Source organism: Lysinibacillus sp. Y5S-8 (genome assembly GCF_036894365.1).
Classification (GTDB): Bacteria; Bacillota; Bacilli; order Bacillales_A; family Planococcaceae; genus Lysinibacillus; species Lysinibacillus fusiformis_D.
In genome coordinates, this window is record NZ_CP145889.1 from 3,567,610 (window position 1) to 3,593,568 (window position 25,959).

22 protein-coding genes, 1 riboswitch and 1 other annotated feature are annotated in these 25,959 nt (G+C 38.0%); of the genes, 13 read left to right on the forward strand and 9 right to left on the reverse strand.

Annotation, left to right across the window (positions count from 1 at the left end):
* Positions 1-117: 117 nt before the first annotated feature.
* From V6670_RS17260 to V6670_RS17295, 8 genes are all read left to right on the forward strand, one after another.
* Positions 118-1,020, forward strand: a complete 903-nt coding sequence (locus V6670_RS17260) for an ABC transporter permease (RefSeq protein ID WP_036118772.1) — start codon at positions 118-120, stop codon at positions 1,018-1,020.
* Positions 1,021-1,034: 14 nt separating this feature from the next.
* Entirely contained in the window at positions 1,035-1,955 is a 921-nt protein-coding gene (gene nikB, locus V6670_RS17265) for a nickel ABC transporter permease (protein WP_036118771.1), read from the forward strand.
* Positions 1,956-1,969: 14 nt separating this feature from the next.
* A complete protein-coding gene (locus tag V6670_RS17270) occupies positions 1,970-2,983 on the forward strand; it encodes an ABC transporter ATP-binding protein (protein ID WP_338651759.1) in 1,014 nt (337 codons plus the stop codon).
* Positions 2,980-3,972: a dipeptide ABC transporter ATP-binding protein gene (locus V6670_RS17275; RefSeq protein ID WP_338651760.1), complete on the forward strand. Its 993-nt coding sequence runs from the start codon at positions 2,980-2,982 to the stop codon at positions 3,970-3,972. The genes V6670_RS17270 and V6670_RS17275 overlap by 4 nt, the downstream gene beginning before the upstream one ends.
* 37 nt (positions 3,973-4,009) lie before the next feature.
* Complete coding sequence (locus tag V6670_RS17280; RefSeq protein ID WP_036118768.1) at positions 4,010-4,762, forward strand: histidine kinase; 753 nt, start codon at positions 4,010-4,012, stop codon at positions 4,760-4,762.
* Positions 4,763-4,800: 38 nt separating this feature from the next.
* Positions 4,801-5,499: a response regulator gene (locus V6670_RS17285; protein ID WP_338651761.1), complete on the forward strand. Its 699-nt coding sequence runs from the start codon at positions 4,801-4,803 to the stop codon at positions 5,497-5,499.
* 4 nt (positions 5,500-5,503) lie between these two features.
* Positions 5,504-6,766 carry a permease gene (locus tag V6670_RS17290; protein ID WP_338651762.1) on the forward strand — a complete coding sequence of 421 codons (1,263 nt, stop codon included), beginning with the start codon at positions 5,504-5,506 and terminating at the stop codon, positions 6,764-6,766.
* Positions 6,767-7,239: 473 nt separating this feature from the next.
* Complete coding sequence (locus V6670_RS17295; RefSeq protein ID WP_338651763.1) at positions 7,240-8,421, forward strand: nucleoside transporter C-terminal domain-containing protein; 1,182 nt, start codon at positions 7,240-7,242, stop codon at positions 8,419-8,421.
* Between the two features lie 136 nt (positions 8,422-8,557).
* On the opposite strand, the gene leuS is transcribed toward V6670_RS17295, so the two are convergent.
* From leuS to V6670_RS17315, 4 genes are all read right to left on the reverse strand, one after another.
* Positions 8,558-10,975, reverse strand: coding sequence for a leucine--tRNA ligase (leuS, locus tag V6670_RS17300; RefSeq protein ID WP_338651764.1), 2,418 nt, complete (start codon positions 10,973-10,975; stop codon positions 8,558-8,560).
* A gap of 87 nt (positions 10,976-11,062) precedes the next feature.
* Positions 11,063-11,273 (reverse strand) — a binding site (T-box leader).
* Between the two features lie 66 nt (positions 11,274-11,339).
* A complete protein-coding gene (locus V6670_RS17305) occupies positions 11,340-13,082 on the reverse strand; it encodes a SulP family inorganic anion transporter (protein ID WP_338651765.1) in 1,743 nt (580 codons plus the stop codon).
* Between the two features lie 56 nt (positions 13,083-13,138).
* Positions 13,139-13,486, reverse strand: coding sequence for a metalloregulator ArsR/SmtB family transcription factor (locus tag V6670_RS17310; RefSeq protein WP_036118762.1), 348 nt, complete (start codon positions 13,484-13,486; stop codon positions 13,139-13,141).
* A 146-nt stretch (positions 13,487-13,632) separates the two neighbouring features.
* Complete coding sequence (locus V6670_RS17315) at positions 13,633-14,811, reverse strand: MFS transporter (protein ID WP_338651766.1); 1,179 nt, start codon at positions 14,809-14,811, stop codon at positions 13,633-13,635.
* A gap of 236 nt (positions 14,812-15,047) precedes the next feature.
* On the opposite strand from V6670_RS17315, the gene V6670_RS17320 reads away from it, so the two are divergent.
* Together V6670_RS17320 and V6670_RS17325 are read left to right on the forward strand one after the other, a co-directional pair.
* A complete protein-coding gene (locus V6670_RS17320) occupies positions 15,048-16,004 on the forward strand; it encodes a TIGR01212 family radical SAM protein (RefSeq protein WP_338651767.1) in 957 nt (318 codons plus the stop codon).
* Positions 16,001-16,576, forward strand: coding sequence for a class I SAM-dependent methyltransferase (locus tag V6670_RS17325; protein WP_141905343.1), 576 nt, complete (start codon positions 16,001-16,003; stop codon positions 16,574-16,576). Before V6670_RS17320 ends, V6670_RS17325 begins: the two co-directional genes overlap by 4 nt.
* A 59-nt stretch (positions 16,577-16,635) precedes the next feature.
* On the opposite strand, the gene V6670_RS17330 is transcribed toward V6670_RS17325, so the two are convergent.
* Both V6670_RS17330 and V6670_RS17335 read right to left on the reverse strand, forming a co-directional pair.
* Positions 16,636-18,144 (reverse strand): alanine/glycine:cation symporter family protein, encoded by a 1,509-nt coding sequence (locus tag V6670_RS17330; protein WP_338651768.1) that lies wholly within the window; start codon positions 18,142-18,144, stop codon positions 16,636-16,638.
* A gap of 127 nt (positions 18,145-18,271) precedes the next feature.
* Positions 18,272-19,078: an alpha/beta hydrolase gene (locus V6670_RS17335; protein WP_141905345.1), complete on the reverse strand. Its 807-nt coding sequence runs from the start codon at positions 19,076-19,078 to the stop codon at positions 18,272-18,274.
* A gap of 134 nt (positions 19,079-19,212) precedes the next feature.
* Here V6670_RS17335 and V6670_RS17340 point away from each other — a divergent pair, with 134 nt between their 5' ends.
* Positions 19,213-19,725, forward strand: coding sequence for a gamma carbonic anhydrase family protein (locus V6670_RS17340; protein ID WP_036118752.1), 513 nt, complete (start codon positions 19,213-19,215; stop codon positions 19,723-19,725).
* Positions 19,726-19,903: 178 nt separating this feature from the next.
* Here V6670_RS17340 and metK read toward each other — a convergent pair whose 3' ends face one another.
* Positions 19,904-21,100: a methionine adenosyltransferase gene (gene metK, locus V6670_RS17345; protein WP_141905346.1), complete on the reverse strand. Its 1,197-nt coding sequence runs from the start codon at positions 21,098-21,100 to the stop codon at positions 19,904-19,906.
* 257 nt (positions 21,101-21,357) lie between these two features.
* A riboswitch (SAM riboswitch) is annotated at positions 21,358-21,476 on the reverse strand.
* Positions 21,477-21,865: 389 nt separating this feature from the next.
* Here metK and pckA point away from each other — a divergent pair.
* Positions 21,866-23,452, forward strand: coding sequence for a phosphoenolpyruvate carboxykinase (ATP) (gene pckA / locus V6670_RS17350; RefSeq protein ID WP_036118749.1), 1,587 nt, complete (start codon positions 21,866-21,868; stop codon positions 23,450-23,452).
* Positions 23,453-23,537: 85 nt separating this feature from the next.
* The gene (locus V6670_RS17355) at positions 23,538-24,494 is read left to right on the forward strand and encodes an alpha/beta hydrolase (RefSeq protein ID WP_338651769.1); all 957 of its coding nucleotides are present in this window, start codon (positions 23,538-23,540) and stop codon (positions 24,492-24,494) included.
* A gap of 96 nt (positions 24,495-24,590) precedes the next feature.
* Here the strand turns inward: V6670_RS17355 and V6670_RS17360 are convergent, their stop codons facing one another.
* Both V6670_RS17360 and V6670_RS17365 read right to left on the reverse strand, forming a co-directional pair.
* Positions 24,591-25,367 (reverse strand): prolyl oligopeptidase family serine peptidase, encoded by a 777-nt coding sequence (locus V6670_RS17360; RefSeq protein WP_036118745.1) that lies wholly within the window; start codon positions 25,365-25,367, stop codon positions 24,591-24,593.
* Positions 25,351-25,818 (reverse strand): NUDIX domain-containing protein, encoded by a 468-nt coding sequence (locus tag V6670_RS17365; RefSeq protein ID WP_338651770.1) that lies wholly within the window; start codon positions 25,816-25,818, stop codon positions 25,351-25,353. The genes V6670_RS17360 and V6670_RS17365 overlap by 17 nt, the downstream gene beginning before the upstream one ends.
* Positions 25,819-25,959 lie beyond the last annotated feature (141 nt).

The following is a 25,959-nucleotide window of genomic DNA, read 5'->3' on the forward strand; positions in this document are numbered from 1 at the left end:
GTTTTTTAAAATCTTTACATGTTTTTTAAATTTTCTGACTAATACTCCATTAATCATTTACATTCTTTACGCTTTTCACTAAATTGAAAACAAATCAAATAGAAAAGGAGATTCGATATGGATAAAGTAACTACTACTATCGATCATTCTGTTTTAGTGAATGCACGCAAGGCCTCTAGAAAAAAGAATCTTGTCTCTTTCCTAAACAAAATAAAAAAAAATAAAGCGGCGGTCGCTGGAGGCATCATCATTCTTCTATATATATTGATGTTTCTTATCGGACCTATTCTAGCACCTTATGATCCTTACGACGTACAGTTAGATCAAAAATTACAAGGGCCAAGTTTAGATCATTTAATGGGCACCGATGACAAAGGACGAGATATTTTAAGTCGAATTTTATATGGTTCACGCTTATCCATTGGAGTTGGTATTTCAGCTGTGTTATTTGGTGGATCGATTGGCACATTCCTAGGACTTATCGCTGGTTATTATGGTAAATGGGTTGATTCTATTATTAGTCGAATTTTAGATATCATGCTTGCCTTTCCAGGTATTTTGTTAGCTCTAGCTATTGTCAGTGCATTAGGGCCAAGTCTAATTAACGTCACAATTGCAGTAGGTTTTTTCTCTATTCCCATGTTTGCTCGTATCGTACGTGGCTCGACAATGGAAGTTAAAAAACTAGAATATATCGATGCTGTCAAAACACTCGGAGCAAATGATATGACGATTTTAATTAAACATATTTTCCCGAACATTTTATCACCGATTATTGTACAAGCATCTATGCGTTTAGCAACGGCTATTCTATCTGCAGCAGGTCTATCATTTTTAGGATTAGGGGCACAGCCACCATCTCCTGAATGGGGTGCCATGCTATCAAACGGAAGAGATTTCTTATTTACTGCTCCTTATATGGCGCTATTCCCTGGTATTATGATTTCCATCCTTGTTTTAGGATTTAACTTATTTGGCGATGGTTTACGCGATGCGCTAGACCCAAGAATGAAAAATTAAAGGAGAGAAGACACATGACATTATTTATCATAAAACGGCTCGCTCAAATTATTCCTGTGACCCTTGGTGTGACGCTTGTTGTTTTTTTAATTATGCAAATGATCCCTGGTGATCCCGCCATTATTTTAGCAGGAGAAGGAGCTTCTCAAGAAACGGTTGAAGAATTACGTGAAAATTTAGGGCTTAATAAACCATTAGCTATCCAATATACAGATTATATTAAAAATCTTGTACAGGGAGATATGGGGCATTCGTTAAAAAATAAACAACCTGTATTTGAGGAAATTACTGCACGTTTACCAATTACAATTGAGCTAGCCTTTTATAGTATTTTAATCACTATTATTTTGGGGTTGATTGCCGGCATCATCTCAGCAATCCGTCCATATTCGTTTATGGATGTTGGACTAATGATTGTCGCCTTATTAGGGATTTCCCTACCAAGTTTTTGGTTAGGTATTTTATTGATGTATGTTTTCTCTGTACAGCTACACTGGCTTCCTGTAGCAGGTTGGGATAGTGCCAAACATATTATTCTACCAGCGGTCACACTAGGTGCTGGTGGCGCTGCAATCGTTGCGCGTATGACTCGCTCTAGTATGCTAGAGGTTGTGAACCAAGACTATATTCGAACAGCGAAGGCGAAAGGTTTAAAAGGCTATATTATCATTTTAAAACACGCACTACGCAATGCCTTAATTCCAGTTATTACAGTTGTAGGCTTACAGTTTGGTAGTTTACTTGGGGGAACAGTATTAGTAGAATCTGTGTTCGCTGTCAACGGCTTAGGACGAATGATTGTAGATGCTATTCGTACACGAGATATACCTGTTGTTCAAGGCGGCGTTCTCGTAGCCTCATTAATATTTGTTTTCATTAATCTTTTCGTAGACATATTATATCGAATTTTTAATAAACGAATGGATTTAAACTAGGGAGGGAAAAAGCGATGAAACAAAATACCGTGTTAGAAGTAAAAAATTTACAAACTTATTTTTATTCGAGTGAAGGCGTTGCCAAAGCTGTGGATGATGTTTCCTTTATACTTCAAAAGGGAGAAACACTAGGCATTGTTGGTGAATCTGGTTGTGGGAAATCAATGACCTCCCTATCGTTACTTCGTTTAGTACCGTCACCTCCTGGTAAAATCATCAACGGTGAGATTCTCTTAAATAATACAGACATCTTAAAATTATCAGATGAGGAATTACGCAAAATTCGAGGCAATAAAATATCCATGATTTTCCAAGAGCCTATGACAAGTCTAAATCCTGTGTTATCCGTTGGGGAGCAAATTGCTGAATCTATTCGCTTACACCAAGGTTTATCACGTAAAGAGGCATGGCAAAAGGCCGTCGATATGATCCGTCTAGTGGGAATTCCTGCACCAGAAAAAAGAGCGAAGCAGGAGCCGTACCAGTTAAGCGGTGGGATGCGTCAGCGCATTATGATCGCGATGGCATTAGCGTGTACACCAGATGTTTTAATTGCAGACGAACCTACAACGGCACTTGATGTAACCATTCAAGCTCAAATTATTGAAATTATACAAAATCTGCAAAAGCAATTAGGCATGAGCATTATCTTCATTACTCACGACCTAGGTGTTGTAGCAGAAATTTGCGATAAAATTGCTGTTATGTATGCAGGGCAGATTGTAGAAGAAGGCACAACAGAAAGTCTTTTTGAAAAACCGTTACACCCCTATACAAATGGATTAATACAATCATTACCAAAGCTCTATGAAGAGCAAGAAGAATTATCTACTATTCACGGAACTGTTCCAAGTCCATACAATTATCCGGTTGGCTGTCGTTATGCAGAACGTTGCCCATTTGCTACAGATTTATGTCATGAACAACAACCTGAGCTTATGACTGTGGAGCACGAGAAAAAAGTAAGATGTTGGATGTACAGCAATGAATGGCGAGGGCAAACAATGATGAAGGAGATGACAGTATGACAACAGCGCAACAAACACAACCACTCTTACAAGTAAATGATTTAAAACAGCATTTTTTCTTAAAAAAAGAAAAGCTCTTCGGTCCTCAGCAAATTGTAAAAGCTGTGGATGGTGTTTCCTTTGACATTATGCCTGGTGAAACACTTAGCATTGTTGGAGAATCTGGCTGCGGAAAATCAACGACGGGGCGTTCTATTTTAAGATTAGATGAACCTACTTCTGGAGAAGTAATGTTATTTGGTAAAAACTTAGTGAATATGAACAAAAAAGAGCTACGTGCTGCACGCAAGGACATCCAAATTATTTTCCAAGATCCTTATGCATCCCTTAACCCGCGAAGAACCATTCGTAAAATGTTAACAGAGGCCATGTCTATTCAAAAAATAGTACCACCTGAACAACAAGAGGCACGCATGATTGAATTAATGTCGCTTGTTGGATTACGTCCTGAATACTTAGAGCGCTATCCACATGAATTTTCTGGTGGTCAGCGTCAACGTATCGGAATTGCAAGAGCTCTTGCAGTCAATCCTAAAATTATTATTTGTGATGAATCGGTTTCTGCTCTTGACGTTTCTATTCAAGCACAAATTTTAAATTTATTAAAGCAGCTACAACGAGATTTAGATTTAACATTTTTATTTATCTCGCACGATTTAAGTGTTGTTCGACATATTTCAGATCGTATCATGGTCATGTATCTTGGAAAGGTTGTCGAAATTGCTGATAAGCATTCCCTTTTCACACAGCCATATCATCCTTATACAAAAGCATTATTTTCTTCTATTCCAGTAATCGACAAACAACATCGCAAGGAGCGCATTATTTTAAAAGGAGACCTACCGTCACCTCTTAATCCTCCTACTGGCTGTAGCTTTCACACACGTTGTCCATTCGCCACAGAGAAATGTAAAGCAGAAGTTCCAGCATTACGAGAAATCACTGCAACACATAAGGTAGCTTGCCATTTTGCAGAAAATTTAGTTTAATGTATCTTACACTTATAAAATAAATGGAGAGATCATTATGTTACAACTAGAAACCTTCAACATATATATTCTCCTATGTGTAATTGCTCCAATTATTGGAGCTTTTCTGCTTACTTTTATATTTATTTTCGAAAAACAAATCGATAGCCTTGAGGAAGAAAAAAGAAGTTTAGAGCTCAAGCAGGATTTACAACGAGCGAATATTCTTCAGTTAAATCAGCAAATACAACCACATTTCTTTTTTAACGCATTAAATTCATTGCTAAGCCTAGCCCGCATCAATCGTAAGGAAGATTTGGTTGCGGGTATTGAGGCCTTAGCAACGTTTTTTAAATTTAAATACAATAATCATGAGGTTTTAATCGCATTAAAGAACGAGATACAATTCATGGATAGCTATTTAAATATTCAACAGTTACGCTTTGGACATCGTTTGACGATTCATAAGGATATGGATGATGAAGCTCTATCTGTACAAATACCTCCATTTATTTTGCAGACCATTATTGAAAATGCATATAAACATAGCTTTGAAAAGCATATAGGACCTGCTGAGTTATCCATTACGATAAAAAAAATGGACAAGATCTTATTAATAGAAATAAAAAATACACAGCCCTTAGAAAAGATAGAAACTGCTATTGAGCAGCTAGAAGATGAATTACAGCAAGGTTATGGTCTTGAAAATATTAGACAACGGCTTGAGCTTATTTATGGTCTCGAAAATGTTTTATTTTCGATTCAAAATAATGAACAGTTTTACACAGTTACAATCCACGTTCCCGCTTAGGCTTTCTACTCATTTGAATATGAAAGGAGAACCTCAACATGAATATATTAATCGCAGATGATGAGCCTTTAGAGCTTGAGCAAATGATTTATTTATTAAAGCCACATTTCCCTAATTGGACATTCCATACTGCTCAGGACGCTTCACAAGCTTTGCAATTAGCTAAAAAACACCGTATGACTATCGCCTTTTTGGATATTCAAATGCCTGGGAAAGATGGCATCACCTTGAGTAAGGAATTAAAAGAATTGTATGAAATAGACATCATTATGGTGACCGCTTATCAGACCTTCGAATATGCCCAGCAAGCATTGCGTATCGGGGTAAAAGATTATCTTACAAAACCTGTTATTGCTAGTGAATTAGATGCGATTGTAGAGAAATATAAAGTATGGAGCTCCAACCATGATGCGATTCAAAGCGCGCTTTCCTATATCCATGAAAACTATTATGAAAAGCTCGGTTTAAATATTATTGCAGAAAAGATCCATTTGAATCCAAGCTACTTAAGTCGTAAATTTTTGGAGGAGCAGTCTATTGGAATTAATGAGTATATAAATAATTACCGCCTCGAAATGGCCGTGAAGAAAATAAATGAAAACCTGGATGCAAGCATGTCTGCAATTGCGGAGAGCTGTGGATTTAATAGCCAACACTATTTTAGTGTGGCCTTTAAGAAAAAGTATAATCAATCGCCACGTCAATATAAATCCGCTAAAATGAGTAAAGGTATTTGATGGTATGTTAAAAAAATATTCATTGCTCGTACCATTTGCAAGTTTAAGCACAGCAGCAGGCGTCATCATACTTTTAGCAAGATGGATTAACGGTAATTTATTATTGTCCTCTCCCTCAGCCCTTATTTCTTTTGGCTTTATGGCAGGCATTTGTTATACATTAGCAACAGCTATTTCGTTTATTGTATTGAGCTCCTTGTTAAATAAAAGGAATTACAAGCAAAACCAGCATACCCAAAGCTTTTTACTCTTTACCATACAACAAAAATTGAGTGGTATGAATTTAAAAGTGATACGACTGTTTTACCTTTTGACAAGCATTGAACTTTGGTTAATTCAATTAATTAGCATTAGTGTCTTGTCTGAAATCATGTTAAATATCCCGATACCCATTACGCTTTTTTTATTTCTAACCGGTATGTTACTGCTTGATCGCATCATGTCTGTGAAAAGTATACTTTGGCTAGAAATTTTATTTATCATCGCCCTGTTTTCATTACTTATTTTTATCCCTATTTACTACTTTGTACAAAATGGAGCAAGCACCGTTTATGAAGGCATTCGCTTATACCACCCTTATTTATTTTATTTTAAAAATAGCGAAATCCTCCTGTTCTATGTCATTATTCAATTAGCCGTTTTAGGACAAGTACTTTTCGATAAATCAACATGGTATTTAATTGCATTTATCAAGCCAAAAAAAATACGTCGCAGCCTATTTTCATCAGGTGTGATTTTAGCATTATTAACATTATCCTTTACAGCTATTTTAATGATTGCTTTATACAGTGGCTCCTTTGGTCAGTTTCAAGTGCTAATTTTTACGTTCTTATATGAAGTACAGCCTGGGTTTCTGACATTCGCTTTCCTTGTCATTGTTCTGTTAGCCGTTGTGACGTCCTTACTTGTAGATATGCGTGCAACAAAACGGTTTTTTATGAAGAAAAGACCCTATTATTTTTACTTAATTGGACTTATGGTCATTTTACTTACTTTTTTCTTATCTATCGATTTAACGATTTTAGGGGTTATTTATTCTTTCGCGTTCCTGCATATTACCATACTACCGTTTATGTTAATTCTTTTATTTACGAATCGCCGTATTCATAAACATAGTTGGTTTGTCATACTGCTATCTATCCTCGTAGGAATTGGCGTTGCTCTAAGCTTCAATGCGCTTTACGGATTAGCAACAAGCTTTATGATCTCTAGCATTTATCAATTAATGCTTCAGACCGATACTATAGAAAAAATGCCTGAACCCTAAAATATATGGAGGTCAGGCATTCGTCTTTAGTTAACTAAATATATGTCTTTTATGTTTTCGTAAATAATGATTAGGTAAAAAAATACATCCTGAATACCTTCTTCTGCATCTTTAAATAACACCACTCGTACGTTTGCTACAATGGTCAGAACTTCCCAAACACTCCTATACCCTTTCACTTCCCTAGTTGGTTTCCTAAAAGCAATACGTTTTCATTTACACGTTGGTCATAAAATTTTAAAAACTTCACACAATAAAAAGTGTTTTAACATGAGCTTTTCTTGTTATAGAGCTGTATTTATCGTATTCGTATGCCCTGTTGCATACTTTTTTTCTATTATCTATTGAATAACTAGCAAAAAAACTGTTATAGTGAGATTGTTTGTCTGACGTCTGACTAATTAAGATCTTTAGCTGTTCTTCTGAATTTGGAACATCAGGACAAAATATTACACATACTTATGGAGGAACTTATGAGATACTTAATATCCTTTTGTGGATTGTTACTTGTTTTTGCCTTAGCTTTATTAATGAGTAAAAACAAAAAAGAAATAAAATATAAATATATAGTGGTGATGTTAATCATCCAATTTTTATTGGCAGCTTTACTACTCAATACGACGGTTGGTTTTGTTTTAATCAAAGGAATCACCAAAGTATTTGATCATTTATTGTCTTACGCAAATGAAGGGATATCATTTGTTTTTGGTGGATTAGCAAATGAAGGAGAGTCTCCGTTCTTTCTAGCTGTATTATTACCGATTGTCTTTATATCAGTCTTAATTGGGATTTTGCAGCATTTTAAAATTCTCCCTTTCTTCATGAAATGGATAGGATTACTGTTGAGTAAAGTAAGTGGAATGGGGAAATTGGAATCCTATAATGCTGTTGCTTCTGCAATGGTTGGACAATCGGAAGTATTCATTACAGTCAAAAAACAATTAGATAAGATTGCGCCACAGCGTATGTATACATTATGCGCATCAGCTATGTCGACAGTTTCGATGTCAGTGGTTGGAGCTTATATGACGATGATTGAGCCCAAATACGTTGTAACAGCCATTGTTTTGAACTTATTTGGTGGATTTATAATTGTTTCCATCATTAATCCATATACGGTAGAGGAAAAGGAAGATATCTTAACAATTGAAGATGAGCATAAGCAAGCGTTCTTTCAAATGATTGGAGAATATATAATGGATGGCTTTAAAGTAGCTATCATTGTCGGCGCTATGCTTATTGGTTTCGTAGCCTTAATGGATTTAATCAATTCATTATTTGATATGATTATCGGCATTTCCTTCCAAGAAATATTAGGCTATATCTTTGCCCCAATCGCTTTCCTAATGGGTATCCCATGGGCAGATGCTGTTTCCGCAGGTGGAATTATGGCTACCAAATTAGTAACGAATGAATTTGTTGCCATGATCAACCTTGGCGACGTCTCAGAGTCCATGAGTGAACGTACACTGGGCATTATTTCGGTATTCCTTGTATCCTTTGCCAACTTTTCATCCATCGGTATTATTTCCGGAGCAGTTAAAGGGTTGAATGAAAGACAAGGTAATGTCGTTGCTCGTTTTGGCTTAAAGTTATTGTACGGAGCCACACTTGTCAGTATCCTAACAGCTATTATTGTTGGATTAATTATTTAAACATCATCATTTGAACTGCACTCCGATAGTTATCGAGTGTAGTTTTTTAAATTATCCACTATAAACCCTTCACGAAAAAAAATGTACATCACTAAAATTTCATTTAGTGATGTACATTTTTATTATTTAGATCATTTTATTTAACGACAATATTGACAAGTTTGCTTGGAATAACGATGATTTTCACTAGGTTTTTTCCTGCCATATATTCTTGTACTTTTTCATCAGCAAGCGCTACTTTTTCGATATCCTCTTTTGAAGCATCTTTCGCTACGACGATTTTTGCACGGACTTTACCAGCAACTTGCACGGCAATCTCCACTTCATCATCCACAAGCTTCGTTTCATCGTATGTTGGCCATTGCTCGTAAGAAAGTGTTGAATCGTGGCCTAATAGCTGCCATAGCTCTTCTGCAATATGCGGCGCGATTGGTGCTAGCATTTTAACAAAGCCTTCCGCATACTCTGCTGGAATAACGTCAGCTTTATAGCAATCATTGATAAATACCATCATCTGTGAAATAGCTGTGTTAAAGCGGATACCTTCGTAATCCTCTGTCACTTTTTTCACTGTTTGGTGGTATGCTTTTTCAAGTGTTTGATCGTTAGACACTTGAATTTTTGATGAAATGGCTCCATCTTCTTCATTAACAAATAGACGCCAAATACGATCTAAGAAGCGACGTGCCCCATCTAAACCATTTGTTGACCATGCAACAGATGCCTCTAATGGTCCCATGAACATTTCATACAAACGTAATGTATCGGCACCATGTGATGAAATGATTTCATCAGGGTTTACAACATTACCTTTCGATTTAGACATTTTTTCATTACCTTCACCAAGAATCATACCTTGGTTAAATAATTTATGGAATGGCTCTTTCGTGTGAACAACACCTAGATCATAAAGAACTTTATGCCAGAAGCGAGCGTAAAGTAAGTGCAGTACTGCATGCTCCGCTCCTCCAATATAAATATCTACTGGTAACCAACGTTTTAGTAACTCTGGATCTGCAATCGCCTCTGTATTTGTAGGGTCGATATAGCGTAAGAAGTACCAGCTAGACCCAGCCCACTGTGGCATTGTATTTGTTTCACGGCGACCCTTTTTGCCTGTCTCTGGATCTACAACATTCACCCATTCAGCAATATTAGCTAATGGTGATTCACCAGTACCCGATGGACGGATATTATCTGTTTTTGGAAGCACTAATGGTAATTCTGATTCTGGAACAGGTGTGATCGTGCCATCTTCCCAATGAATCATTGGAATTGGTTCACCCCAGTAACGCTGACGTGAGAATAGCCAATCACGTAGTCGATAAGAAATTTTCTTTTCTCCAACGCCTTTTTCCTCTAACCATTCAATTGCTTTCGCAATGCCATCTTCTTTATTTAAACCATTAAGGAATTCAGAATTAATATGTTGACCATCACCTGTAAATGCTTCTTTGCTAATGTCCCCACCCTCAAGTACAGGAACGATGTCTAAACCAAATGCAGTCGCAAATTCATAGTCACGTTCATCATGTGCTGGCACCGCCATAATAGCACCTGTACCGTAAGATACTAACACATAGTCAGCAATCCAAATCGGCGCTTTTTTCCCGTTAATCGGATTCACTGCATAAGCACCTGTGAATACGCCTGTTTTTTCTTTTGCTAAATCTGTGCGCTCAAGATCAGATTTCATTTTCACTTTTTCTAAATATGCCTCAACAGCTTGACGTTGCTCAGCTGTCGTTATTTGTTCTACTAATTTATGTTCAGGCGCAAGTACACAATATGTAGCACCAAATAATGTATCTGGGCGTGTTGTGAAGACCGTGAAGTTTTGATCTGAACCATCAATAGCAAATGTTACTTCTGCCCCTTCTGAACGACCAATCCAGTTGCGCTGCATATCTTTAATAGATTCTGGCCAATCAACTTCTTCTAGGTCGTCGATTAAACGATCAGCATACGCAGTAATTTTAAGCATCCATTGTTTCATTGGTCGACGTTCTACTGGATGCCCACCACGCTCTGATTTCCCATCAATTACTTCTTCGTTAGCCAATACCGTACCAAGCGCTGGACACCAGTTAACAGCTACTTCATCCACATAGGCTAAACCTTTTTTATAAAGCTGGATAAAAATCCATTGTGTCCATTTATAATACTCTGGATCCGTCGTGTTAATTTCGCGATCCCAATCATAACTGAATCCTAGCTCTTGAATTTGGCGTTTAAAAGTTGCAATATTTTTAGCTGTAAATTCTGCTGGGTCATTTCCTGTATCGAGTGCATATTGCTCAGCTGGTAAACCAAAAGCATCCCAGCCCATTGGATGTAATACATTGTAGCCTTGCATACGTTTAAAGCGTGATAAAATATCTGTCGCTGTATATCCTTCTGGATGTCCTACATGCAGTCCAGCGCCAGATGGATATGGAAACATATCTAATGCAAAAAATTTAGGCTTCGCTGTTTCATTTTCAGTTTTGAATGTTTTGTTATTAGCCCAATATTGCTGCCACTTTTTTTCAATTTGTAGATGATTAAAACTCATTCTTTTTCCTCCTTCGATTGAATCATGCTGCTCTTCATCATAATTGACAAAATATTTAAAAAATAAAAAAACCCGTCCCTTTCTTATAGAAGGGACGAGAGAATTTGTACTCCCGCGGTACCACCCAAATTAGTGATTACACTCGGCTCAAGCTTCCTTAACGCGGAAGAAACGACACACGCTGTTTCACGCGGGCAGACTCAGAAGGCGAGTTCAACTTGCTTTCTTACTAGCTCCCACCAGCCGCTAGCTCTCTAAAAAGAACGACAAATTTACTATTCCTCATCACAGTCTTTACATGATATTGCATTTATTCTAATGGAAAGTATTGAAAAGCACAAGCCTTTGTTTACAGACTAACCCATTACTGAAGAATTAATTCCTTTTCTTCCTTAGGGTTTGATAAATTCTTACATTCATGAAAAGCAAAATGCTGGCATCCGATGCATTTCTTTGTGTCCAAATAGCCGAGAGCCTTAGTAATCGCTTCTCCAGTATGCTGATAAAAATGATGCGCACCAATTTTATCGTAAATACCATTGTGCTGAAGAGCTACTTTTAAATCACCTTGCACACCTGTTACCAGGATTTTACCCCCCTGTGCTGTAAAGTTTTCAATGATATTGCTAAAATATGCTTCACCAGTGGAATCCATAAAGGGCACTTTCCCCATTCGCAATATCAAAACTCTTGGTTGCTGATGCAAAGTGCTTTCAATTTTTTGTTCAAACATTTGGGCAGCTCCAAAGAATAATGGTCCTTCAATTGTATACATGCTAATTTGTGGACAATCATGCTGCTGGTGAACGACATGGGGCTGTACCTTCTCACTTTTGTTTGAATGGTCTGGGAGTACCTTTGTCACAACAAGCTTTTCACTCATGCGTTTCGCAAATAATAGCACAGCTAATACAAGCCCTACTTCCACTGCTAATGTGAGACTTGTAAACACCGTTAATAAAAAGGTAATCAATAACACTAGCGAGTCACCCGATTTTAATTTCACAATATGTGAGAAATGGTGTCGTTCGCTCATATTCCAGGCTACGACCATCAATACAGGAGCCATACTTGCTAATGGAATATGAGACGCATATGGTGCTAATAGCAATAATGTAACTAAAACAAATACTCCGTGTATGATACCTGACATAGGCGATACTGCACCTGTTTTAATATTAGTTGCAGTCCGTGCAATAGCACCTGTAGCTGGAATCCCCCCGAACAAAGGCGTCACGATATTAGCAATTCCTTGACCAATCAGCTCTCGATTACTGTTATGCTTACTATTCGTCATCCCATCCGCAACGACTGCCGATAGTAGTGACTCTATACCCCCTAGCATGGCGATGACAAACGCTGGTCCAATAAGCAGTTGTAAGCGTTCAAAGGTGATATCAGGTATAGCAAAATGAGGCAATGAATTCGGAATTTGCCCATAAGCTGTCGCGATTGTAGCAACATGTCCTGCAAAAAGGAAAGTGGCCACAAGTGTAGAAACAACAATACCTGCTAATGCTCCAGGAACCTTTGGAAAAAACTTCGGCGTCATCAGTATTGTCACAAAACAGATAACAGCCGTCAAAATACTATACATATTGGTCGTTCCAAGCTGCTTCATAATTTCTTGTATATTGGCAATAAAATACTCATGTCTTTTAACATTTGTTAGCCCTAAAAAGTTGGCAATTTGACCTGTAAAAATAATAACTGCTATACCTGCTGTAAAGCCAACTGTAACAGGGCGAGGTATAAATTTAATTAAAGATCCTAGCTTAAAAATGCCCATTAAGCAAAGCATAATCCCAGCCATTAATCCTGCAAGTAATAAATCCTCATAGCCATAGGTAATGACAATTCCTAATAAAATCGGTACAAACGCCCCTGTTGGCCCACCAATTTGATATTTCGATCCACCAAAAAGAGAAATAAGAATACCCGCAATACAGGCGGTATAAATCCCATATTCGGGTTTCACCCCCGATGCAATGGCAAAAGACATGGCAAGTGGAATAGCGACGATCCCAACTATAATTCCGGATAATAGATCCTTCTTGACGTGATGAACAGAATACCCTTCAAAGCGTCCTGTAAACAGTGACTTCATAGATAAATCTTCCCTTCGAAATAATAAGCAAAGCATAATTTTTCAACTTCTTTGATTTACTTATTGCCTTCGTCACCTTCATTGCTCGTCATTTCCTCTAATCTCGAAATGGTATTAACTAAATGGTTATTGAAAATATCCTTTGCCACCCCAAGTAATTCACCAATCATTGGATCACTTAAAGAATAGTAGACTTTTTTACCTTCCTTCACACCATAAACGATATTTTTGGCGCGTAATACACTTAATTGCTGAGAAACAGCAGAACCCTCTTTCTCTAAGCAATCTTGAATCTCATTGACACTTTTCTGACCTTCTACAAGGAGTTCCAGTATTCTAATGCGTAACGGATGTGCTAATGCTTTAAAAAAATCCGCCTTAAATTGTTGTAAACCCTCTTCCATAAAAAACACCCTCCACATTACTACATATTCAAATATTTGAATATGTATGATTGTAAGCCTGTATCGATTATTTTTCAATAGCTTCAATAAAAAAAGAGCAAAACCAAGTGCTGATCACTCGTTTTTGCTCTCTTCCTTGCCCACTATTAATGTGCAACGATATTATTCTTTTTTAAAGGATAATCATAAGTTAAACATGGAATAATAGCCAACAGCACAACTACCACTAAAGTTAATACAAGAGGTATCATGCCAAATTGATCCACCATTATCCCACCGAATAATGGCCCAATCATCCGACCACCTGTCGCTGCACTATTGATAATGCCCTGATAGAACCCTTGTCGACCTTTTGGTGCGAGCTGATTCGCGATGGTTGGTAATGCTGGGGTATAGAACATTTCACCAAACGTTAAAACAAGCATCGCGGCTCCAAACATTTTAAAATCACTCGCAAAGGCGATGATTCCAAACGATAGGGCAATCAGAATTACACCAAATACTAGCTGACGCTTCAAATTGTTTTCCCACCTTTTCACAAGCGGTGCAATGAGTGGCTGACCTACAACTATAAGCAAACCATTTATTGTCCAAAGTAAACTATATTGCTTTAACCCTAAGCCTAAATCTTGAGTATAGGATGAAATAGTCGCACTCCATTGAGAATATGCAAGCCAACATAACACTGAGGATGCGCTAATAATTAACAACGCATAGAATGGTGCTTTGTTAACAATTCGTTTACTTTCACTGACGACATTTTTAGGGGCAATACTGCCTGCCTCTAAACGTTTAAATGTAAATAAAGCAATAAAAAAGAATAAAATATACATGCCTAAATTCACTTTAAAAACATAATCAAATTGATAATCAGCTACTATACCCGCAAGAGCAGGGCCAACTGCAACACCGACATTCTGTGCCAAATAGATCGCATTAAAGGCTTTTCGTCCGCCCTCAGGCCATGCAGCCCCTGCTAATGCGAACATACTTGGAAAAACGATGCCCCCACTAAAGCCTAGTATCGTTAAAAACCACACATAATGTGGCCAACCATGCCAAATTGTTAAGCCTATTAATGAAGCAATTGTTAGCAGGATGCCAAACATAATCGCCTTATAGCCACCGATTCTATCAAATAAGTAACCACCTAATAGATTGCCCAATACTCCAGCAGCAGAATTGAGCATTAAGACAAAACCAGCCATCGCTAAAGTTTTCCCTAAATAATCATGCATATATATGGCATTTAAAGGCCATAAAAAAGAGTTACCTGTTGTGTTCACAAGCATTCCAATAAGTAAAAACCAAACACGTTTTGGCATATGATGACCTCCATTATTTCGCCTCTCTAAATAGCTAGTTTATGCTGAAAATCTTAAAAGCACAAGAAAAATAATTTTACCCTTTTTACAAGTATGCCATCATACTTTAACTAAGTTTTAAAAGTCTTTTTCTTGTTTTCATTACAATTTTTCTTCATTGATGTAACGATCAAGCCCTTCCCCCATGACGGAACGAAAAGCACATGATAGAATAAAGCGTTAGAGGAGTGAAATAAATGACAGAAACGAATTTTCCTTTTCCTTCAGAAGGAAAAAGGTATTATACATGGAATCGCTATTTACGTGATCAATTCGGACATAAAGTATTTAAAGTCGCATTAGACGCAGGCTTTGATTGCCCAAATCGTGATGGCACAGTCGCTTTCGGTGGCTGTACATTTTGCAGTGCTGCAGGCTCTGGTGATTTTGCCGGTAATAAGGTAGATTCAATCGATGTACAATTTGCTGAAATCCGAGACAAAATGCATCAGAAATGGAAGGACGGCAAATATATGGCGTACTTCCAAGCCTATACAAATACACATGCCCCACTGCCAGTTTTAAAGGAAAAATTTGAAGCTGCTTTAGCACAAGAAGGTGTTGTTGGTCTTTCCATTGCTACTCGTCCTGATTGTTTACCAGATGATGTCGTGGAATACTTAGCAGAGTTAAACGAGCGTACGTATTTATGGATTGAGCTTGGTCTTCAAACCGTGCACGAAAAAACAGCGAATCTGATTAATCGTGCCCATGATTATGCAACCTATGTGGAAGGCGTTGAAAAATTGCGCAAGCACGGCATACGTGTTTGCTCACATATCATTAATGGCCTGCCTCTTGAAGACTATGACATGATGATGGAAACTGCTCAAGCAGTAGCACAGCTAGATGTCCAAGGCATAAAAATCCACTTATTACATCTACTAAAAGGTACGCCAATGGTGAAGCAATATGAAAAAGGCATGTTAGAATTTTTAGATCAGGATGTCTATACAAAACTAGTGGCAGATCAATTAGAACTTCTCCCACCTGAAATGGTCATTCATCGTATTACCGGCGATGGACCGATTGATTTAATGATTGGACCGATGTGGAGCGTCAATAAATGGGAAGTATTGAATGGCATTGATGCCGAGCTTGAACGTCGTGGCAGCTGGCAAGGGAAGTTTTATAAGGCTGAGGTTACAAAATGAAACTACAACGTGTTTTACAATATGCACAGCAGCTTTTAAAGGACAGTATAGATGAGGGAGATACGGTCGTCGATGCTACTGCTGGAAACGGTCATGATACATTGTTTCTAGCACAGCTTGTGGGGGATAATGGACAAGTTTATGCCTTTGATGTTCAAAAAGAAGCAGTTGATGCAACACTCCTTCGTCTTTTAGATCACGGTTTAGAGCATCGTGCACTGGTCCTTAATAAAGGGCATGAAGACGTAGCACAGTATGTATACAAGCCTGTAGCTGCAGCCATTTTCAACCTTGGCTATTTACCTGGCAGCAATCATGACATTATTACAAAGCCCGCTACAACGACACAAGCTATTGAGGATTTACTAAAGCTTTTGAAGGTTGGCGGCCTAATCGTTCTTGTTATTTATCATGGTCATCCTGGTGGTAAGGAAGAACGAGATACGGTCATGGACTATGTTAGTAGGCTTCCACAAAAACATGTACATGTCTTAAAATACGAGTTTCTCAATCAACAAAATGATCCACCTTTCGTTATTGCGTTAGAGAAAATGAAAGAATTTCCTATTTAATACATGCAAAAGGCTATCTACTAGATTAATAGAAACTAGTAGATAGCCTTCGTCATTTACTATTTATTTTTACGTTGCTCATTATAATCAACCCAGAAATCTGCACCCTTAATACCTAGTTTACGAGGATCAAAGACAGGGTCTTTCCCCTCTTTTTTCTGTTTCTCGTAATCTTTTAATGCTACGATAGCTGGTTTCATAATAATTAAAATAGCAAGAACGTTAATCCAAACCATTAGTCCAAGACCCACATCTCCCATTGCCCAAGCTAGGTCAGACGTACGGACTGTACCATAAAATGCAGCAACTAAAATGGCAATTTTCGCAATCCAAATGAAAATCTTCTCCGTGCTACCTCTGAATAAATAGGCGACATTCGTTTCAGCAATATAGTAATAGGCCATAATTGTTGTAAAGGCAAAGAAGAATAACGCGATTGCTACGAATGGAGCTCCAAAACCAGGTAATGATGAATCAACTGCATATTGTGTATAAGCAGCACCTGCTTCAATACTTTTCGCAAATGTCATTTGCTCATCGCCTGCTAATCCGCCACTATTGAATTTCCCAATATGGATAAATGGATCTGCTCCTTCAGCGGCCTTTTCATCATGTACATTGTACATACCTGTAAATAAAATCATAAATGCAGTAGCAGAACAAATTAATAATGTATCAATGTAGACAGACGCTGCTTGTACTATCCCTTGTTTAGCAGGATGTGATACTTCCGCAGCAGCAGCAGGGTGCGCCCCTGTTCCTTGACCAGCTTCATTGGAATAGATGCCACGCTTCACTCCCCAAGCTATCGCAGAACCAATGATACCACCAAAAATCTCTTGTGCACCAAAGGCACTTGAGAAAATTAAAGCAAAGACTGCAGGTACCTCAGAAATATTCATAGCAATAATGATAATAGCCATAATAATGTATGCTAATGCCATGAACGGTACAATGATTTGGGCAGCATTCGCGATAGATTTAACTCCCCCAATAATAATAGCACCTAACAACACTACAATAATCAGTCCTGTAATCCATGTATCCAGACCAAAAGCGTTTTCAACAGCTCCTGCAATGGCGTTAGACTGCACACCTGGCATTAAAATTAACATTGCAATCAACGCAGCTATAGCAAAAATAACTGCAAACCATTTTTGACCCATTCCCTTTTCTATGTAAAAGGCTGGTCCACCACGATATTCCGTATCTTTTTCTTCTTTATAGATTTGTGCTAATGTTGACTCTACATACGCGGTAGCCGCACCAATGAAAGCGATTGCCCACATCCAAAAGACAGCACCAGGTCCCCCCATTCCAATTGCAGTTGCAGTACCAGCAATATTACCAGTACCTACACGGCCTGATAATGCAATCGACATTGCTTGGAAAGATGAAATCCCCTTTTCCGATTTCTCCCCTTTAAACATTAAAACAAACATGTCTTTAATGTGTCTTACTTGCAGAAACCTTGTGATGATTGAGAAAAAAAGTCCAATCAATAAAATACCATAAATAAACCACGGTCCCCATAAAATACCATTCAACTTACCAACGATTACCTCCATTTTACCCCTCCAATTTGAAAATACCATACTTTAAGTCATTATAGTATTACACTTTTCTGAAAATTACAACATTATATTTAAGTAACAATATTTAAGTAAGTCTTCTAGTAAATGGAAGGGATAAAACCTATTTAATGATATAACCGATTCTTCGAAGAGCATTATTAATAAAATCACGAATATACATAAAAATCTCTTCTCGTTCTACTTCGTGAAATAAATTGTGATAGCAATTTGCCCATTCTTTAAATTGAAACTCTGTAAACTCTTGTTGATGGAGCCAATTTCGAGTTTGTCGTATTTCCGTAATTTTATCTTTCTCAGCTGTCATAATGAGCATAGGCATATTCGGAAATTCACCTTTTGGAAGCATCACTAAATTTTTCATCATCTGCTGAAGCTCTCGATACCATTTCACTGAAACGACTGACATGAATGGTACCTCATCTTTCATTTCGTCCTTACCTTCAACATTGCGTGTAAGGTTCTCATATGAAATATTGTGAGTCATTTTAACATTTGCAGTCAATGCACTTAGACTCGTTAAAGCATTTGATAATTTACCTGGTAAAAGCTTTAATTGCAGCCAAGGTGATGTCAAAATAATCCCTGCACATTCATATTGCTTCTTTTGCATTGTGTGAAGAACTAACGTTGCTCCAAGCCCATGTCCTATTACAAAAGTTGGTAAATTATATGAAAAAGCATTCTCAATCAGATTTCTTGTATATTTATTGTACAATTTGAAGTCCTCATCATGGACACGAGCAAACCTTGCATTCACGCCATGATTAGGTAAATCTCCCATGACTATGTGGAAGCCTTCCAATCTTAATTTCTCTATCAGCCATGCATACCATCGGTGATTTTCATATGCACCATGAACTATAGCAATCACAGCCTTTGCTTGTCCTTCAGCTTCCCATTTCCACATTCACATAGTCCTCCTAAAAAATAATTACACATTGATTATATCGAAATAAATAGCTCATTTTAATTTTATATTTCCATAAAGTTGCGTATTTGATACGATAATACTACATTATAGAAAGAATTGAGGCGATTTTCATGATTTATCCATTTAAAGATAAAATGCCAAAGATCGATCCATCTGTCTTCATTGCTGATTACGCAACTGTTACGGGCGACGTAACAATTGGTGCTGAAACAACCATTTGGTTTAATACGGTCATTCGTGGTGATGTTTCCCCAACGATTATTGGAAAACGTGTCAGTATCCAAGATCTTTGTTGCTTACATCAAAGTCCAAAATTTCCGCTAATTATTGAAGATGAGGTAACAGTTGGACACCAAGTCACTTTACATAGCTGTACAATTCGCAAAAATGCTTTAATTGGTATGGGCTCCATTATATTAGACGGGGCAGAGATAGGAGAGGGTGCATTTATTGGGGCAGGAAGCCTAGTACCTCCTGGTAAAGTCATTCCTCCGAATAGTTTAGCATTAGGTCGTCCAGCAAAAGTAGTCCGTGAATTAAATGCAGAAGATAAAGAGGATATGGAACGTATCGTGCGCGAATATGCAGAAAAAGGACAATATTATAAATCCCTTCAGAAGTAAACAACATACACAAAAATTCAATATTAACGAAAAAAATACCTCGCATTTCCGTGTAACTAAAATGTTCACGGATCGTAGCGAGGGATTTTTTGTAAAAACAAAGGGGACAATATTGCCCCTTTCCTTTTTAATACATTAGAATAATTTTCTAATGTCTTCATTACTTTAGCTCAATAGTTTATAGATGTGCCTTTTCTCGTAGAGCATCTGCTTTATCGATTTGTTCCCATGGGACATTTAAATCTGTACGACCAAAATGACCATAAGCTGCCGTTTGTTTATAAATCGGACGACGTAAATCTAGCATTTTAATAATACCTGCTGGGCGTAAATCAAATAGCTCACGTACCCACTCTACGATTTCGCTTTCTTTTGCTTTACCTGTACCAAATGTGTCAACCGCAATGGAAACTGGTTGAGCCACACCAATCGCATAGGCAAGTTGTACCTCAGCGCGCTCTGCCAAGCCAGCTGCTACAATGTTTTTTGCTACATAACGTGCCGCATAAGCCGCTGAACGGTCTACCTTTGTTGCATCCTTACCAGAGAATGCGCCACCACCGTGACGTGCATAACCACCGTATGTATCAACAATGATTTTACGTCCTGTTAAGCCAGCGTCCCCTTTAGGTCCACCGATAACAAAACGGCCAGTCGGGTTAATAAAGTATTTCGTGTTTGCATCTAATAATTCACTTGGCACAACGGGTGCAATAACAAATTCTTTCAAATCAGCTTGAATTTGTTCAAGTGTTGCTTCTTCATCATGTTGTGTTGAAATAACAATTGTATCCACTCGCACAGGTACATTATTGTCATCATATTCAATCGTTACTTGTGTTTTTCCATCAGGACGTAAATACGCTAATTCACCTGATTTACGAACTTCTGTTAATCGGCGTGCTAATTTATGTGCTAAGCTGATTGGCAATGGCATTAGTTCAGGTGTTTCATTACATGCATAACCAAACATTAGACCTTGGTCACCAGCACCAATTGCTTCAATATCAGCATCTGTCATAGAGCCTTCACGAGCCTCTAAAGCTTGGTCAACACCTTGTGCAATATCAGGTGATTGTTCGCCAATAGCTACAAGCACCGCTAGGTTTTCAGCATCAAAGCCATATTTACCACGTGTATAGCCAATTTCTGCTACAGTATCACGAACGATACCTTTAATATCAACGTAAGTAGAAGTAGTTATTTCTCCTGCTACTAATACTAATCCTGTTGTGACAGTTGTTTCACACGCTACACGTGCATTTGGATCTTCTGCTAAAATAGCATCTAAAATGGCATCCGAGATTTGGTCACAAATCTTATCTGGATGTCCTTCTGTTACACTCTCTGATGTAAACAGTCGACGGTTTGTCATTTGGTTTTCCTCCTATTACTCTTACAAAAAGTAGTTGTGTATGAATACGGTACTCATTACCCATGTCAAGTCCGCTCCTAAGGATTGAACTCTCAAGCCGTTACTGCTGCTTTTAACACGAGGATTTCGAAAGATCTGTCATTATAATAAGGAAAGAACTACATATACTTACCTTTACATTCTTTTTTAACAATAAAAAAATCCTTTACTCACGTTACTGCACATGAGGAAAGGAATAATGACTTCGTAACCTTTCACTCTTATCGTTCAAGGGATGTTCCCTTGCATCAGGTTGGCACCAACGCATGTTGTGAAATAAAACATGCAGGTTGCCGGGTTTCACAGGGCCTGACCCTCCACCAGCTCGGGATAAGAGTATCCGTTCAATTTCATGTTACTGAAAAGGTTGAACGTTGTCAAATATTTTCTTATGTATTACTGTATAGAAAGGAAGGAACTGATTACACAAAAACTTTTCATACTTGGATGATGATGTAAATAGAAGCAAATTAATCCCTACAACATACCTAGCTACTTGTGGTAACATATGTGTGGCTCAATTTTTGCGCCTAATTACAGTAGGATTGATCGGATTCTACTCGAAAAACATTATTTTTTGTCAGTTTATTGAAAAGTGATAAAAACTCTAAAATAATTTCTTAATTAGTATAGATTATTTAAGCAATTGTGTTATACTATTTTTGAAATTAAGAAAAAATCCCTCTAAATCAAGGGAATACTATAAAAAAGGATGGTATTTAATCGATGAATTCAGTAGAAATTGCAAACGAACTGAAGGAATTATTAAACGGCGGTAACATTAATGTTCAACTTTCAGTACCACAATTAGCAGAAAAAGCTACATCTCGTGGTGAAGCAATGTTAACAGTAGATGGCGCAGTTCGTGCAGAAACTGGCAAATACACTGGTCGTTCACCTAAAGATAAATATACGGTAGAAGAAGAAAGCACAAAAGATCAAATTGACTGGGGTAAAGTCAACCAACCGATTTCTTCTGAAGTGTTCGATAACTTATATGTAAAAGTAATAAAATATTTAAAAGAACGTGACGAGTTATTCGTATTTAAAGGCTTCGCAGGTGCTGACAAAGATTCACAACTAAGCATCCAAGTAATTAATGAATACGCTTGGCACAACCTTTTTGCTCATCAATTATTTATCCGTCCAACTGAAGAAGAATTAGCTTCTCATGTTGCAGACTTCACTGTCATCTCTGCTCCTAACTTTAAAGCAGACCCTGCAGTTGATGGTACTGCTTCTGAAACTTTCATCATTGTATCACTTGAAAAGAAAATGATCTTAATCGGTGGTACTGAATATGCTGGTGAAATGAAAAAATCTATTTTTGGTATCATGAACTACTTATTACCACAGCAAGGTATCCTTTCAATGCACTGTTCAGCAAACGTTGGTGAAGCTGGCGATGTGGCATTATTCTTCGGTCTATCTGGTACTGGTAAAACGACATTATCCGCTGATCCAGATCGTAAGCTAATCGGTGACGATGAACACGGCTGGTCTGATAATGGTGTATTCAACATTGAGGGTGGCTGCTATGCAAAAACAATCAACCTTTCTGCTGAGAAAGAACCAGAAATCTACAATGCAATCCGCTTCGGTTCTGTTTTAGAAAACGTAGCTGTTGATCCAGAAACTCGTATTTGTGACTATGATGATGGTTCATTAACAGAAAATACACGTGTAGCTTATCCAATCCAATACATCGAAAATATTGTTGATCCTTCTGTTGCAGGTCATCCAAAAACAATCATCTTCCTAACAGCTGATGCGTTTGGCGTATTACCTCCAATCAGTAAATTAACAAAAGAGCAAGCAATGTACCACTTCCTAAGCGGTTTCACTTCTAAGCTTGCTGGAACTGAACGTGGTGTAACAGAGCCAGAACCAGTATTCTCTACTTGCTTCGGTTCTCCATTCCTTCCACTTCCAGCAACAGTGTACGCAGAAATGTTAGGTCAAAAAATTGACGAGCATGGTGCACAAGTATTCCTAGTGAACACTGGTTGGACTGGTGGCGAATATGGTACAGGTAGCCGTATGAAGCTGTCTTACACACGCACAATGGTACGTGCAGCAATCGACGGAAAATTAACAAATGTTGAAACGACACAAGATGCTGTCTTCGGTTTACACATTCCAACAGCAGTTGAAGGTGTACCGTCAGAAGTGTTAAATCCTCGTGAAGCATGGGCAGATAAAGCTGCATATGATGCAAAAGCTGCTGAACTTGCAGGCTTATTCAACGAAAACTTCAAGAAATTCTCAAACGTTTCTGATGCCATTACTACACTTGGTGGCCCATTAAAATAACGACTAGACACAAGAATCAAAGGGAACGAATTCATTCGTTCTCTTTTTCTTTACCTTGAAGGTAGCTAGTATTAGGGAGATACATATGACAAAAAAATATAAAATACTATTTTCTATTCTTATAATGTTGTTGGCTTTATTTGTTGGCGCTGGTTTTTTTGCGGGAAATTACTTTTATAATCTGGCATTAAATCCTGACACTGATAAAACAGCAGTGCTAGATGCACCTCATAATGTAATAGCTGTCAATCCTCAGGAAGCTAAAGAGAAAGAAACAACTGAGCAATGGTTTAATAAGCAATATGAAGATGCTTCGCTTCAATCCTATGATTCGCTAAAGCTCCATGCTTACTCCATCCAAAATGATCATCCCACTGACAAATGGGCTATCATCTTTCACGGCTATTCAAGCGAAGGCGCACAAATGACAAAGTATGCTAAACATTTTTATGATATGGGCTATCATGTACTTATTCCAGATGCGAGAGGCCATGGTAAAAGTGAAGGAGATTATATTGGCATGGGCTGGCATGATCGTTTTGATGTTGTTTCATGGGTCAATCACATTGTCAGCTTAAATAAGAGCGCTGAAATTGTTCTTTATGGTGTTTCGATGGGTGGAGCCACTGTCATGATGGCTTCAGGAGAGGATTTACCAACAAACGTTAGAGCAATCATTGAGGATTGTGGCTATTCTTCAGTATGGGATGAATTTTCCTATCAGTTGAAAGCAATCTTTCACTTACCTGCATTTCCAATCATGCATTTCTCTTCTGTAGTGACGAAACTAAAAGCAGGCTATACATTAGGTGAAGCGAGTGCAGTTGAACAAGTGGCAAAATCGAAGACACCCATGTTGTTTATTCATGGAGACAACGATACGTTCGTCCCATCTACCATGTTGAATGAAGTATATGAAGCGGCAGATGTACCAAAGCAAAAGTTGATTGTTGAAGGAGCTGGACATGGTGGCGCAGAAAGTGTTGCAAGCGAGCTTTACTGGGCTACGATACAACAATTTTTAGAAAGTAACATGAAATAATCATCACCCCTTTATTGCCCCCTACTCCTTAGCATGGCTATCTTGCCTGAAGCGGATAGCTATTCTAAGGAGGGGGTATTTTTTTTCATCATTTATTTATTGCTGTTTCATCCATTCACAAAGGGCACGGACGGTTTCACGATTTTTTGCTGGTGGGTATTGATGTGCATGGTCTGGATCATACCAGGTTTCATATGATTTATTCGCATCTTCTAAAAAAAAGGCTAGTTGTCTGGCATGTTCGATATCTACATTTTCATCACGATAGCCATGTATGATTAATACAGGCGCAGTAATCTGCTCTATCTCGAAAAGTGGGGTTCGCGCATCATAAGCTTCTGGTACACGATTCGGTGTTCCTCCAATTACACGCTTCATCATTCTGCGCATATCCGTACGTTCCCAATAAGTGGCTGTTGCGTCCGAAACACCTGCCCATGTGACGACCGAGGTAATATCCTTTCTTAAAATGGCTGTCCAAAGAGCCATAATTCCCCCACGAGAAAAACCAAAAACATGTATATTGTCATTACAATATTGCTTGAGAACATCTACGGCATAAACAGCATCATAACGGTCTGCTCCTGCAAACTCATCACGGCCTTCTCCACCACGATTTCCACGATAGTATGGGGCAAAAACGATAAAGCCCTGTGCAGCAAATTGGGCAATACGTGAAGGTCTTACCATCCCAATGCTTTGCATGCCCCCTCTTAAATATAAAAAGCCATCATATGTACCTTCTGCCTTTGGCTCTGCTAATAATCCTTTTATACGTAAGCCCTGTGATAGATAGGTTATTTCTGTTAGTCGTATGGCTGGATTCGGTGAGGGATAGGCACGTTTTTCCACAATTTCACCATTGTATGTCACGGTCTTTCAACTCCTCCAGCATTTTCTTCATACCCTCATCCTTCATATGAAAGCTTAAATTAGGATGATGAGCAAATTCTTCATCCGTTAGCCAAAGCATACCCGATGTTTCTAAATCAAATTCAATGTCCTCCTGCGTTAAAAATTGTGCAGTAAAAACAGATTTACAAAACACAATGGTATCATGAACGGCATATTCTGCGAACCATTGGAGATTTTTCACACGGACACCCGTCTCTTCGAAAACTTCCCGAATAGCCGCCTCCTCTAAAGTTTCACCTTGCTCTAATTTGCCCCCTGGCACCTCTACACCACGTCGTTTATGAATGGTACATAGCCATTTATTTTCATGCTTTAAAAAAACAAGGACGTGCTTTGGCTCGACTTCAAATTCCCCTCTTGAAAAACTCAAATCTACTTGTAGACCATGTAAATCTGTAAATGTTAGCATATTTTCAACCTCACGTTCTTTCTTGATGACTAATAGAAGCGATACCTATTCTTTGCTCCTATTTTATGGACAGGATCTAATGTTGATTCCTAGTTAACGAAATGCTAGATGCAAAATGCTTCCTTTACTCTAGCTTATCTA

What these genes read in the sequence shown, in the direction of transcription:
- V6670_RS17270 (WP_338651759.1), top strand. Translation starts at nt 1,970, where the DNA reads ATGAAACAAAATACCGTGTTAGAAGTAAAAAATTTACAAACTTATTTT.
- nikB (WP_036118771.1), top strand. Translation starts at nt 1,035, where the DNA reads ATGACATTATTTATCATAAAACGGCTCGCTCAAATTATTCCTGTGACC.
- V6670_RS17275 (WP_338651760.1), top strand. Translation starts at nt 2,980, where the DNA reads ATGACAACAGCGCAACAAACACAACCACTCTTACAAGTAAATGATTTA.
- V6670_RS17365 (WP_338651770.1), bottom strand. Translation starts at nt 25,818, where the DNA reads ATGCTAACATTTACAGATTTACATGGTCTACAAGTAGATTTGAGTTTT.
- V6670_RS17355 (WP_338651769.1), top strand. Translation starts at nt 23,538, where the DNA reads ATGACAAAAAAATATAAAATACTATTTTCTATTCTTATAATGTTGTTG.
- V6670_RS17290 (WP_338651762.1), top strand. Translation starts at nt 5,504, where the DNA reads ATGTTAAAAAAATATTCATTGCTCGTACCATTTGCAAGTTTAAGCACA.
- V6670_RS17340 (WP_036118752.1), top strand. Translation starts at nt 19,213, where the DNA reads ATGATTTATCCATTTAAAGATAAAATGCCAAAGATCGATCCATCTGTC.
- V6670_RS17335 (WP_141905345.1), bottom strand. Translation starts at nt 19,078, where the DNA reads ATGTGGAAATGGGAAGCTGAAGGACAAGCAAAGGCTGTGATTGCTATA.
- metK (WP_141905346.1), bottom strand. Translation starts at nt 21,100, where the DNA reads ATGACAAACCGTCGACTGTTTACATCAGAGAGTGTAACAGAAGGACAT.
- V6670_RS17280 (WP_036118768.1), top strand. Translation starts at nt 4,010, where the DNA reads ATGTTACAACTAGAAACCTTCAACATATATATTCTCCTATGTGTAATT.
- V6670_RS17320 (WP_338651767.1), top strand. Translation starts at nt 15,048, where the DNA reads ATGACAGAAACGAATTTTCCTTTTCCTTCAGAAGGAAAAAGGTATTAT.
- V6670_RS17315 (WP_338651766.1), bottom strand. Translation starts at nt 14,811, where the DNA reads ATGCCAAAACGTGTTTGGTTTTTACTTATTGGAATGCTTGTGAACACA.
- leuS (WP_338651764.1), bottom strand. Translation starts at nt 10,975, where the DNA reads ATGAGTTTTAATCATCTACAAATTGAAAAAAAGTGGCAGCAATATTGG.
- V6670_RS17310 (WP_036118762.1), bottom strand. Translation starts at nt 13,486, where the DNA reads ATGGAAGAGGGTTTACAACAATTTAAGGCGGATTTTTTTAAAGCATTA.
- V6670_RS17325 (WP_141905343.1), top strand. Translation starts at nt 16,001, where the DNA reads ATGAAACTACAACGTGTTTTACAATATGCACAGCAGCTTTTAAAGGAC.
- V6670_RS17330 (WP_338651768.1), bottom strand. Translation starts at nt 18,144, where the DNA reads ATGGAGGTAATCGTTGGTAAGTTGAATGGTATTTTATGGGGACCGTGG.
- pckA (WP_036118749.1), top strand. Translation starts at nt 21,866, where the DNA reads ATGAATTCAGTAGAAATTGCAAACGAACTGAAGGAATTATTAAACGGC.
- V6670_RS17260 (WP_036118772.1), top strand. Translation starts at nt 118, where the DNA reads ATGGATAAAGTAACTACTACTATCGATCATTCTGTTTTAGTGAATGCA.
- V6670_RS17305 (WP_338651765.1), bottom strand. Translation starts at nt 13,082, where the DNA reads ATGAAGTCACTGTTTACAGGACGCTTTGAAGGGTATTCTGTTCATCAC.
- V6670_RS17295 (WP_338651763.1), top strand. Translation starts at nt 7,240, where the DNA reads ATGAGATACTTAATATCCTTTTGTGGATTGTTACTTGTTTTTGCCTTA.
- V6670_RS17285 (WP_338651761.1), top strand. Translation starts at nt 4,801, where the DNA reads ATGAATATATTAATCGCAGATGATGAGCCTTTAGAGCTTGAGCAAATG.